At 62.9% G+C, this 12,131-nt stretch carries 9 protein-coding genes; 7 read left to right on the forward strand and 2 right to left on the reverse strand.

Annotated elements, in window-relative coordinates:
- Nucleotides 1–2 precede the first annotated feature (2 nt).
- Nucleotides 3–1,274: an ABC transporter substrate-binding protein gene (locus tag BMY29_RS06890; RefSeq protein WP_081985405.1), complete on the reverse strand. Its 1,272-nt coding sequence runs from the start codon at nt 1,272–1,274 to the stop codon at nt 3–5.
- A gap of 408 nt (nt 1,275–1,682) precedes the next feature.
- On the opposite strand from BMY29_RS06890, the gene BMY29_RS06895 reads away from it, so the two are divergent.
- The 7 genes from BMY29_RS06895 to BMY29_RS06925 are packed head-to-tail and all read left to right on the forward strand — an operon-like array spanning nt 1,683 to nt 10,764.
- Nucleotides 1,683–5,738: an ATPase, T2SS/T4P/T4SS family gene (locus tag BMY29_RS06895; RefSeq protein ID WP_049988465.1), complete on the forward strand. Its 4,056-nt coding sequence runs from the start codon at nt 1,683–1,685 to the stop codon at nt 5,736–5,738.
- A complete protein-coding gene (locus BMY29_RS06900; RefSeq protein ID WP_049988466.1) occupies nt 5,735–7,816 on the forward strand; it encodes a type II secretion system F family protein in 2,082 nt (693 codons plus the stop codon). Before BMY29_RS06895 ends, BMY29_RS06900 begins: the two co-directional genes overlap by 4 nt.
- Before the next feature lies 1 nt (nt 7,817).
- Nucleotides 7,818–8,396 (forward strand): DUF7287 family protein, encoded by a 579-nt coding sequence (locus BMY29_RS06905; RefSeq protein ID WP_049988467.1) that lies wholly within the window; start codon nt 7,818–7,820, stop codon nt 8,394–8,396.
- A 4-nt stretch (nt 8,397–8,400) separates the two neighbouring features.
- Nucleotides 8,401–9,030: a DUF7288 family protein gene (locus BMY29_RS06910; RefSeq protein WP_049988468.1), complete on the forward strand. Its 630-nt coding sequence runs from the start codon at nt 8,401–8,403 to the stop codon at nt 9,028–9,030.
- A complete protein-coding gene (locus tag BMY29_RS06915; protein WP_049988469.1) occupies nt 9,024–9,473 on the forward strand; it encodes a hypothetical protein in 450 nt (149 codons plus the stop codon). Before BMY29_RS06910 ends, BMY29_RS06915 begins: the two co-directional genes overlap by 7 nt.
- Before the next feature lie 41 nt (nt 9,474–9,514).
- Entirely contained in the window at nt 9,515–9,964 is a 450-nt protein-coding gene (locus BMY29_RS06920; protein WP_241471229.1) for a DUF7266 family protein, read from the forward strand.
- Nucleotides 9,961–10,764, forward strand: a complete 804-nt coding sequence (locus tag BMY29_RS06925) for a DUF7289 family protein (RefSeq protein WP_049988470.1) — start codon at nt 9,961–9,963, stop codon at nt 10,762–10,764. The genes BMY29_RS06920 and BMY29_RS06925 overlap by 4 nt, the downstream gene beginning before the upstream one ends.
- A gap of 17 nt (nt 10,765–10,781) precedes the next feature.
- Here the strand turns inward: BMY29_RS06925 and BMY29_RS06930 are convergent, their stop codons facing one another.
- Nucleotides 10,782–12,056 carry a hypothetical protein gene (locus BMY29_RS06930; protein WP_049988471.1) on the reverse strand — a complete coding sequence of 425 codons (1,275 nt, stop codon included), beginning with the start codon at nt 12,054–12,056 and terminating at the stop codon, nt 10,782–10,784.
- Nucleotides 12,057–12,131 lie beyond the last annotated feature (75 nt).

The following is a 12,131-nucleotide window of genomic DNA, read 5'->3' on the forward strand; positions in this document are numbered from 1 at the left end:
GCTCAGATCCCGGCAGGGAGGTCGGATCCCTCCAGCGCGCCCCGGACATCCTCGGGCGCGGCGTCGAACCGGTCGACCGGTTCGAGTACGTTGCTCTCCCACTCGTCGGAGTAACTGACCTCGCCCCAGATGGACGCGACCGTCGCCTGGTTGGTCTCCTCGTTGAACGCGTACTCGCCGACCGGGCCCGAGTGGTCCATCCCGGTGAACTCGTCGACGAGGTCATCGGCGTCGGTGCCGCCGGTCGACTCGATGGCCTCCTTGTAGAGGTAGACCGCGCGGTAAGCGCCCTCGGCGTTGTACGTCGGCAACGTGTCGTACTCCTCGACGTAGGTCTCACGGAAGGTGGTGTTCTCCTCGCTGTCGGGAACGAACGGATCGTAGCGGGTGGAGGCCCGCGCGCCCTCCGGAATCGGATCGCCGTCGGCCGGCAGGTCGGTCCCCATCCCGACGCTGATCAGCGTGTGATCGATCTGGTCGAACCAGCCGGCGTTCTCCGCCTGACCGAGGAACGTCGTCAGGTCGGAGCCCCACAGCGGCGTGACCACGGCGTCGGGCTCGGCGTCGAGGATCGAACTGATGTACGGCGCGTAGTCGTTCGTCTCGAGGGCGGGGAACTGCTCGGCCGTGAACTCGGCGTCGACGCCCAACCCCTCGGCGAACGCCTGGAAGTAGTCCCAGGTCTCATAGCCGAACGCGTAGTCTGGACCGATCGTCGCCCACTCGGTCGCGTCGAGTTCCGACGCCACCCGCGCGGCGCCGTACATGTCGTGGGCGACGGTGTTCGAACAGCGGAAGACGTAATCGTTCCCGACCGACTCCTCGTGTTCGCCCTCCGGCGACGTGACGAACGGCGTCGCCGCGTGCGTGATCATCAGCGGCAACTGGTACTGGGCGACCCGGGGCGCGACGTTCTTCGCGATCCCGCTGCTGTCGAGTCCGAACAGACCGTCCACGTTTTCCTCCTCGACCAGGCTCGTCATCTGCTGCATCGCCGTGTTGGAGTCGGCCTCCGTGTCGCGGACGATGATCTCGACGTCGTCGCCGTCGATCCCGCCGTTGTCGTTGATCTCGTCGACGGCGAGTTCGAATCCTCGTTCGGCCTCCTCGCCGTACAGCGAGGCGAATCCGGACCGAATGTACATCGCGCCCAGAGTGACGCCATCGCCGCCCCCACCGCCGAGACAGCCGGCGATCGACGCCAGGCCGGCGCCGGCGGTCGCCGTCTTCAGGAACGTTCGTCGATCGTAGTCGCGTCCGCGGTCCGCGTTGATACCGCTCGACCTTCCCTCTGCGTTATTGTCAACCACAGTCAACCACGGGCAGTACTGTGTAATGCGAATTTATAAACATGATGTATAAATTCCGATATATATCTGGCTGACTAACTCGGTGTCGTCCTGATACCGACCTGAAGTCACGGAACGTAGCTATTGCGGATACGCCTGCCCAAAGTCCCGTTCTAGCTCGGAATTTCCGCGCGGACGGCGAGAGCCGTTCCGACGTTTCGATCGCGGTCCGATGGGGTAGCCCGGTAGAAACGGCGACGAAGGCTGTCAGATAACCAATCGGAATCCGGGAGAGATAGCGTCGGAACCGACCGGTTTCGGACGGTCTATGAATTATCAGAAATGGTAATCGGCGGATGAATTTTTTGAGGGGTGAGAGTCAGGGTGAGTGCAATGGCTATTGACGAGGCCGACCAGTCGGATGCCGGGGACTTCTCTGAGGGGGAGGCATCCGACGCTGCGTCGGAGGACGAGCGGTCCCACGAGTCGGGCGCGGACCCGGGTCCGGTATTGAACGCCGGCGCCCGCGTCGGCGAGTACACGTGGGAGGAGTTCATGGACGAGTACGGGCACGGGGACGAAGTGTCCGTCCTCTACCCCGACGAGGAACGCACCGACGCGGACGACCAGCTCGGACTCGACACCGACGAAGATGTCGGTCCGACGGTCCCGAGCGGCGACGACTGGGACCGGGTCGAGTTCGATCCGGAAGCGTATCTCGGCCACCACCCGGACGATCTCACGGAGGACGTGCTGCCGACCGCCGGCGACAACGCCGAGACGCTCTGGGACACCTTCCTCGAGTACGTCGACCCCGAGACGACCCCGGTCGTCAAGGACACCTGGACCTGGGAGCACTACAAGTGGGAATACTACTACGAGGACGACGGCAGCCGCCCGCGCGATTCTGACGGCGAGATCGTCCGCCACGACGAGGAGGAGGCGCTGGGGTTCGATCCCGACACGCTCGAACAGCGGCTCGCGGCGGGCAACGACGCGGCCCTCGAACTCGACGAGATCGTCGAGGAACGAACCGTCAATGTCCAGGACGACATCGACGAGGACGAGTTCTTCTCGACGGCCGCCGGAAACACCACCGTCTCCAACCGCTACGACCTCGAGAAAGCAGTGCCCCTCGAGAAGAAGACCCACTTCCGCGAGGTCGAGCGCTACTGGGTCAACAAGCCCTACGCCTACGTCGTCATCTTCCACTCCGAGAAGGAAAACGAGAAGAAGTACTACCTGATCGAGCCCTACCAGAACGAGATCGAGACGGAACTTCAGGAGTTCCTCTCGGGGAAACTCAGGACCGCGATCAAGTACTCCGAGGACGGCATCAAGGAGAAAGCGACCGAGGACGGCCGACGGTCGGTCATCGAAGACGAGACCCGCAAGCTACTCCGACGGTACGATCTCTTCGAGGCGACCGCCGCCGACGAATCCGAGAGCATCGTCGAACGCCTCCGGGGACTCCTCGACGACGAGGACGTCGACCTCGAGGACGCCGGCCCGAGTCAACTCGAGGGGATCGAGGTCCGTCCGGAACCGGCTATCCTCGAAGACGATCCGGACACGCTGAGCGAGTATCAGGTCGAGAAGCTCCTCTATGCGCTCAAACGCAACTTCATCGGCTACGAGCGTATCGACGGCATCAAACACGACATCAACGTCGAGGACATCTCCTGTGACGGGTACAACTCGCCGGTCTTCGTCTACCACTCCGAGTACGAACAGATCATCTCGAACGTCTACCACGGCGAGGACGAACTCGACGACTTCGTCGTCAAACTCGCCCAGCGCTCCGGGAAAGGGATCAGTAAACGGCTCCCGCAGGTCGACGCGACGCTGCCCGACGGCTCGCGCGCACAGCTCACCCTCGGCGAGGAAGTCTCCGACCACGGGACCAACTACACGATCCGCCAGTTCAAGGACGTCCCCTTCACCCCGATCGACCTCATCAACTGGAACACCTTCAGCCTGGACGAGATGGCGTTCCTCTGGCTCGCCATCGAGAACCACAAGAGCCTGATCTTCGCCGGGGGTACCGCGTCCGGGAAGACGACCTCGCTGAACGCCGTCTCGCTGTTCATCCCCTCGAGCGCGAAGATCGTCTCGATCGAGGACACCCGCGAGGTCGAACTCCCCCAGCGCAACTGGATCGCCAGCGTTACGCGCCCCTCGTTCTCCGACGACGAACAGGGCGACGTCGACGAGTTCGACCTGCTCGAGGCCGCGCTCCGCCAGCGACCCGACTACATCGTGATGGGCGAGATCCGCGGCGAGGAAGGTCGGACGCTGTTCCAGGTCATGTCGACCGGTCACACTACCTACACGACCTTCCACGCCGACTCCGTCGACGAGGTTCTCAAACGGTTCACCACGGACCCGATCAATGTCTCGAAGACGATGTTCACGGCGCTGGACCTGGTCTCGATCCAGACCCAGACGCGGGTTCAGGGCCGGAAGGTCCGCCGGAACAAGTCCCTGACCGAAATCAACCACTACGAGGCCGAACACGACGAGATCAACGTTCAGGACGTCTACCAGTGGCAGGCCGAGACCGACGAGTACCTCAAGATGGGGGACTCGAACACCTTAGAGGAGATCCAGTTCGACCGCGGGTGGAGCAAGGAGAAGCTCGAAGAGGAGCTGTTCAAGCGCGAGGTCATCCTCGCCTACCTCATTAAGAACGGGCTGAACACGTACACCCAGGTCGCCGCGACGATCCAGGCCTTCATCAACGACCCCGACACCATCCTTACGCTCATCGCGAACGGACAGCTCGAGGACAGCCTCGAGGACCTCCGCGAGATGGAGAGCGTCCTGATCGATGTCGATCAGGAGAAAGAGGAACTCGTCCCCCGCCCCGAGGCGACCGACGAGACGTACAACCTCTCGATGGACCTCTTGGAGCGGGCCGAGGAGTCGCTGTTCGAGGAGTACCGCGGCAAGGTTCCCAGCGGCCTGGCGAGCGTGCTCAGCGGCGTCGAAGAAGCGACGAACAAAATCGAAGTCGACGGCACGGACGCCGAGGAGTTCGACTTCGCCGGCGATCTCGACCAGGCGGTCGAGGAGACGGAGTGGGAACTCGGCGACGGCGCGACCGAGTTCGCGGCCGACGACGGGTCCGGAGCCGCCGGTGACGACGCGGAACCGGCGTGGCTCAACGACGACACCGGGTTCGATATCGATGGCGATAACGCGGACACCGCCGACGCGGCGACCGCGGAGGCCGGCTCCGGAGCGAGCGCCGAGACGGCCGCGTCCCCGGACGCGGATTCGGAGCTTCCGGTAGCCGTCGACTCGGATGCTGACGCCGCGGACGCCGCGAACGCCGCGAACTCCAATTCCGCTGACGGCGGGAGTGGTGTGTCGTCGACCACGAGTACGGAGTCGAGCGAGAGCCGGTCCGTCGACGCAGAGGACGAGAGTGAGAGCCCTGAACGGTCCGCACAGTCTACACGGTCCGCGGATTCGACCGCGACCGCAGCCGGGTCCGAATCCGAACCAACCGGATCGACGGTCTTCCCCGGCGACGACACCGAGGACGAGGATCTGGGTGGCCTGTTCGACGATATGGGCGAGACGATCGACGAGCTCGAGGAGCCGACCCAGCCCGACCAGGCGGACGGCGACGGGGCGGCGACCGATTCCGATCCCGACGCGGTGTTCGCGCAGGACGATCTCGATTCGATCTTCGACCCGGATTCCGACGGGTCCGAGTCCGCGGCCGATTCCGGTGACGAAGTCGACGACGGCGAGTCGACGACCGTAAGCGAGCGGGACCAGGCGCCGACGATCGAACTCGACGACGAGTCGGTGTCGGAGTCGACGGCTGCAGCCGCGGAGTCGACCGCGGACGCCGACGAGCCGGAATCGGGTGCGGACGAGCCGGAGTCGAGCGCTGACGTGGACGAGTCCGAGACGGACGCGACTGCGGAAACCGGAGCCGGTCGGTCGGAGAAGACGATCAGTATCGACGTCCCGGACGTCGAAAACGAGAGCGAGGACGCGGACGTGGACGGCGACCAGGCGACGGGCGAGACGACGACGGAACCGACGGAGAACACCGACGACGACCCTGAATCCCCCACGATCGAACTCGACAACGGTGCCGGTTCGACGGATCCGCCGGACGCTTCCGACGGCGGATCAGCGGCTGGGAGCGAGTCTCCGAGCGGTAACGAACCAACACCCGAAGCGTCGTCGACGGCCGACGAGGACGAGACCGAACTCGAGACCGACGATTCGATATTCGGCGACGAATCGGGGACGGTCTTCAGCGACGATGACGAAGACGATGCGGCCGACGATGATGGGTCGCTGTTCGACGAGCGTGACGCGGACGACGAGGAATCGATCTTCAGAGACGACGGTGACGCCGAACGAACGGACGGCAACACCGGCATCTTCGACACCGACGGGGACGACGAGGGCGACGACGCATGAGCCTGCAAACTGACGACGGCGGTTCGGGAATGTCGGCCAGCTCCGATGCGCTGGGCGACCGATTCTATCCCCTATACGATCGGCTGTTCAGTGAGGACAGCGAGTTCGTCGCCGACGTCGAGACCAAGCTCGCCCAGGGTCGGATGACCGACACGGTCGAACTCTACCTCTCCCGGGCGATCGGTGTCGGCTTCATCAGCGGGCTGTGTCTCTGGCTGCTCGGATTGATGCTCGGGTACGGGCTCTTCGCGCTCGGCATCCTCGAGAACGACACGTTGATCGGCATCCCGGTCGGCCACGGGTTGCTTCTCGAGATCGTCGAACTGCTGCGCGTTCCGGCGATCGTTCTCTTCACCGGACTCATATTCGGTTCGATCGGCTTCGCGATCGGCTTCGGCTCGCTGGTCGCGATTCCCTACTCGCGCGCGTCCACCCGCAAGCGTGAGATCAACATGCTGTTGACCGACTCGGTCTCGTTCATGTACGCCCTGTCGGTCGGCGGCCTGAACCAACTCGAGATCATCGAGGCGATGGCCCAGGCCGACGATACCTACGGCGAGGTGGCCAAGGAGTTCCAGAGCATCGTCAAGGAGACCGAGTACTTCGACATCGACTACCGGACGGCTATCCGAAAACAAGCTCTCGAGACGCCCAGCGACGACCTCTCGCAGTTTCTGACCGACATGCTCTCGATCGTTAACAGCGGCGGTGACATGGAGAGTTTCCTCGAGGATAAGAAGGAAAAGCACATGCGGACTGCGAAGCAGGAACAGGAACTCACCCTCGAGACGCTCGAGTTGTTCGGCGAGATGTACATGACGCTGTCGCTGTTCCCCCTGCTTTTGATCATCATCATGGTCATCATGCAGATGATTCCGAACGCCGGCGTCGATGACCAGATGCTCTACATGACCGTCTACGCGCTGATCCCGATGATCGGCGTGGGCTTCATCGTGATGGTCTCGACGGTCAAGCACGACGAACCGGGCGACGGCTATCTTTCGATGGGCGATGGCGACGGTGACGAGCGCCAGAGCGGAAACAGCCAGAAACAGGGACTACTGAGTCTCGGTCTCGTCGAGCAGTTCACCGGCGATCGAAGCGTCTTCGACCGAATCAAAAAGCGCGAGGGGACCTACGAGACGGTACAGGTACTAACGAAGCCGCACATCTTCTTCCGTGATCACCCGCTGATCACGTTCGCGGTGACGGTCCCCCTGGCACTGGTCATCGTCGTAACGGCCATGGTCAACGGCGCGGCCCCAACGTCGTGGGACCAACTCCTCGACCGGCCGATCTGGGGGACGTTCGTCTACGTCTACCTCCCGCTGTACGTCACGGGGATCCCCCTGTCCATCTTCCGCGAGTGGAACGTCCGCCACAGGAACGCCGTGCTCAACAACCTCTCGGAGAACCTGCGCAAACTTTCGAGTTCGAACGATACTGGGCTGACGCTGCTCGAATCGCTTAAAGCGGTGTCCGATACTACGAACGGGACGTTACCGCGCGAATTCGAGATGATGTACACGAAGGTCAACTACGGGATGAGCCTGAAGGAGGCGCTCATCGAGTTTAATAACAAGTACCATATTCCGCGACTCGCCCGGACGACGCGCCTGATCACGGAGGCCCAGGAGGCCTCGAACCAGATCTCGAGCGTGCTGCGGACGGCCGCTCACGCCAGCGAGAATCACGACGACATCGAGCGCGAACGCAAGTCCCGAACCCGAATGCAGATCGTGATCATCATCATGACCTTCATGACGGTCCTGGCGGTGATTGCGATCCTCAAGACGCAGTTCATCGATACGATGGCCGGCCTCGAGACCAGCGGTGGCTCCAAGGCCGGCGGTGGCGGCGCCGGCGGCGGTGGCGCAGGCGGTCTCGACGGTGCCAACCTCAGCGAGAACATCGACGTCGACATGCTGTCGGTGTTGTTCTTCCACGCGGTGACGCTGCAGGGGATCATCTCCGGATTCATCTGCGGCTACATCCGCGACGCCGACCTGTTGAGCGGGTTGAAGTACGCGGTCGGACTGGCCTCGGTCGCGCTTATCGGCTGGACGCTGGTGGCCTGACATGACCCGACAACGCACCGACGACGGAAGGCGAGTCGGAACCGGAACGCGCGCTCAGCGACCGCGGACGATCTCCGTCTCGCTGCGCGACCGGGGACAGACCACTCAGGACTTCGCCGTTGGCATCGGCGTCTTCCTGCTGGCGATCGCCTTCGTCTTCTCGTTTCTCCCGTCGCTCATCACACCGTTCGATTCCTCGGTCGGCGGAGCCGAGACGGCCCAGGCGGATCGGATCGCAGACCGGGTCGTTCACGATCTCGAGACCGAGACGCAAAACGAGGTCAGCGTCAGCCGATTTGAAGACAACTACGTCAACGCTTCGGACTCGGACCTGATCGAACGGCTCGGTATTCGCGGCGATATCGACGAGGAACTCACATACGACCGTGTCAACGTTCGGATCGAGTCGATCAACGGCTCGGATACTGTCGCGAAGACCGACGGTCAAAAATTGGCTGCGGGATCCGAGTACGACAATCAATCGGCAGCGAGCGCGGCTCGTATCGTCACGCTCGACGATAAAAGCGATCTCGAGCCCGATGACCGGCCCGCATATCGGCTCGTAGTGAGGGCCTGGTGAGACCATGAAAGGAAATAAAGACCGCGGCCAGGCCTACACGCTCGAGGGTTTCATCGGGGCGATGGTCGTTCTGATGGCCGTCCTGTTCGCGTTGCAGTCGGTCGTGATCACGCCGACGACGGGTGGCCTGGCCGACCGAACAGTGCAGACGCAGATCCAACAGGAAGCACAGGACGCGCTGATCGTTTCGAACCAAGCGAACGGAAACCTCTCCAAAACGCTCCGGAACTGGAACGAGAGCACCGGATTCGAGGGCGCGGACCAACCGCCGGCACCCGATGAGGGGAACGACGAGGAGAATCAAACCTACTCCGTGGACCGGTTTGCGAACGAATCCAAACTCGGATACGTCCTGAAGGAGCGGTTCGCTGAAAACGGATGGAGCTACAACGTCGAACTCCACCCGGAAAAGGGTGAGAACCGAACGCTCGTCTATCAGGGTAGCCCGCCGTCGAGCGCGTTGACGGCGAGTTATACCGTTACGCTGTACGACAATCAGACGGTGACATCGGAGTGGTCAGATGAGCAGATCCAGAACGTGAGTGAGGAAAACCAGGCTATTCCCCGCGGATATGAGGATGAAACAGAGACACCACTGTACAACGTCGTTGAGGTTCGGGTGATCGTATGGTAGCTGATCGCAGCGAGCGCGGCCAGGTGATCCTCATCGGTGCGATTGCACTCGCGTTCCTCATCCTCGGCGTCGTCGTCGTCTTCAACGGAGCCCTGTATACCGAGACGCTGGCGTCCGGTAGCACGAGCCAGAGCGCGAGTTCAGCGGATGTCGTGGAAAACGAGGTCGAGCAGAGCATCGGCTGTTTGCTCGAACAGATCAATCGTGAAACCGACGACAGTAACGCCGCGGGGTACGCCGCGGACAATATCTCGGTGTTCGACGATGCGTATCGAAATACGACGGCACAGTCGGCGCCTGTCGTCGTAACCATCACTGAAACCGATACAGAAGTGAACGAGGAGTCGAACATAACGCACTCTAACGTCACGATCACGTACGACTCGACCGAGCTCAGCTACGAGCAAACCCGAACCATCGAACCCGAACCGGGGTGTCCCTGACAGTGTCGCCGATCGGACGACATGATCAACGGGATCGCGCGGTGTCGATTTCGATCACGCACGTCCTGACCATCGGGATCACGACGATCCTCATCGCGATGGTGTTGACGAGCGCCGGAACCATGGTGGACACGGAGACCGATCGCAGCGCGGAATCGTCCCTCGAGACGGTCGGCGAGCGCCTGGCCGATGAGATCGGAAACGTCGATCAAATCGCAACCGGGACGACCGACGACGTTACCGTCGTGGCCGAGCATCCGCAGACGGTCGCGAGTACGCGGTACACGGTCGAGTTGACCGAGGATTGTGGGCCGCTGATCGCCGATTCGACTGCGTGTCTGAAATTGACGGCACACGACGCCGATGCGATCGCGTACGTTCCGGTCAAGACCGATGCGGGGATCGACGAGAGTTCGGCGAGCGGCGGGACGATCGAGATCAGCTACGATGGAGCTGTGGACGAAATTTCGATCACGGAGGGACGCCGATGAGACGATCACGACCCTGGAAGACGACGCGAGCGCGGAGCGACGACCGCGCAGTCTCCGACGTGCTCGCGTTCATCCTCGTGTTCGCGATCATCCTCGGGTCGGTCGCACTGTTATCGACGACCGGCTTTCAGGCGATGAACGACTATCAGGAGGGGGAACAGCTTCGAAACGCCGAGCGAGCGATGGAGGCTCTCGCTGTAAACTTCAACGACGTCATTCGGTACAACGGCGTCGAACAGCGCTACGGTGAGCTCTCACTTCGGGACGGAACGGTCTCGACCGGCGATACCGGAACGGAGCTAAATATTACGATCACCGATAGTGGGACGTCAGAGACCATCGGTATCACCGACGATCGGTTCACTGGCTACGGTGACGAAACGACGGCCGATCTCGGCGAATTCACGTACACGACGAACGGAAATCGAATCGCGTACGAAGGCGGTGGCCTCGCGCGGGGAGACGAGTCGGAATCCTGGAGTACCGCCCTCAAACGGCCACAAATTCGCTGTGGTGACGACGTAGCGGTCATCTCGCTCGTAACGATCTCCGCGGATGACCGCTCGATACAGAGCAGCGGCGGACTCGGGGTTACGATGACCGTCGAAAATCGCAGTAGCAAGGTGTACACCGGCGCTGATGACGTTTCGATAACGGTCGAGAACTCCACGTACGAGGATGCCTGGAACGCGACGCTCGAAAGCGGCACCTGGGGGAGCGACACTCCGGGAACGTGTGAATTCGAGCACGACTCTGGACGAGTCGTCGTGACCCTCGTCGACGCCGATCTCGAGTACTGATCGGCAACTCGCTTCCCCTATATCGTTTTCCAGTCCCCAGTAAGCATTGCTCGCAGCCCGGCCCGATCAGCCAGGGCCTCGACGCGAGCGGCCTGGTCGTCCACGTCACCGGCAGTTTCGAGAGCCAGCCCGTTCGAGAGCCGTTTCGGCGCGTCCATCGGTGAGCCGTCCGCGCGGGTCGGCTCGTCGTTCAGGACCGTTCGGTCGGCGTCATCCGGACTCCAGGGGACGGAGACGCCGGCGAGCCCGCGTCCGAGCAGGTATTCGGCGGTCCCGACCAGCGCCCCCTCGGGCGTCGAGTGGCCGATCGCCCCGATCGATCCCCGCTCGTTGAAGAACCGGACGACGTATTCGCCACTTCCGGTCGGATCCGTTTCGGCGCCGCCGGAGTCGTCGCGCGCGTCCCCGTCGGTCGCCTGGTCCGCCGCGCTCGCCGTTGGATTCGTGCTGGTCCCGGTCCCGTTCTCAGACCCGGTCTCGGTTTCGGTTTCGGTGGTCTCGTCCTCTCGCCCGATACTGCTCGACTCGGATCCAGCAGCCGAGGACGCTGAAGCGGAGGGATCAGTGGACGATAACCGATCGCGTCCGTCGTCCGTGATCGCCGATTCGCTGAATCGGACCGAGACGTCCTCCGCGATGTCGGTATCGGCACCTGGCCGAACGGAGTCGCCGTCGGCGAAGGCGACGAGCAGCCGATCGAGGAACCGGTCGGTCGCGGACGCGAACTCGTCGGCGTAGACTTCGCCCTGGACCGTGGCCTCAGTGAGCCGATCGACGATGTCGTCGACCAGGCGCGACCGCTCGACGGCGAGTTGGCGGGCGATGTGGGGCCGCGAGTGTTGTTCGAGGCGGCGACCGACGGCGTCGCGCGAGTAGGTCGCGATCGCCGCCTCCTCGTTCGGCAGGTCGGAGAGTTCGAACGCGCGGTATTCAATGTCCGTTCGGCCGGCCAGGAAGAGGTAGGCACGACCGTTCGTGTAGATCGCGCGGTCGACGCCCGTCCAGGCCATCGCCTGGCGGAGGTCGTTCGCCCGCGATTCGTCGAGCGACTCGTCGGAGGGTTCGACGGCGACGAACAGGGCCGGAACCGAGTCGATCGTCGGGACGTACTCGAGGCGTGTCTCGTCGACGGCACGGTCCGTCACGCACGAGGCGTCTCGGAGGTCCCAGCCGAGGGTCTCGAGGAAGGGTTCGACGAGCCAGCGACGAGTTTCCCGGAGAGTCGTCGGCGGCGAGGCGTCGACCAGCGCCGCGGTGCGGGCGACGAACGAGCGGAGGTCGAGCGAAGGCATCTGTCGAGGATATTCGGTAGACCGTCATGTAACGTCCGGTCGCCTTCCAGCCCGCGAAGAAGTCGCTAGAACACG

Origin of the sequence: Natrinema salifodinae (genome assembly GCF_900110455.1) — an archaeon.
GTDB classification, from domain to species: Archaea; Halobacteriota; Halobacteria; order Halobacteriales; family Natrialbaceae; genus Natrinema; species Natrinema salifodinae.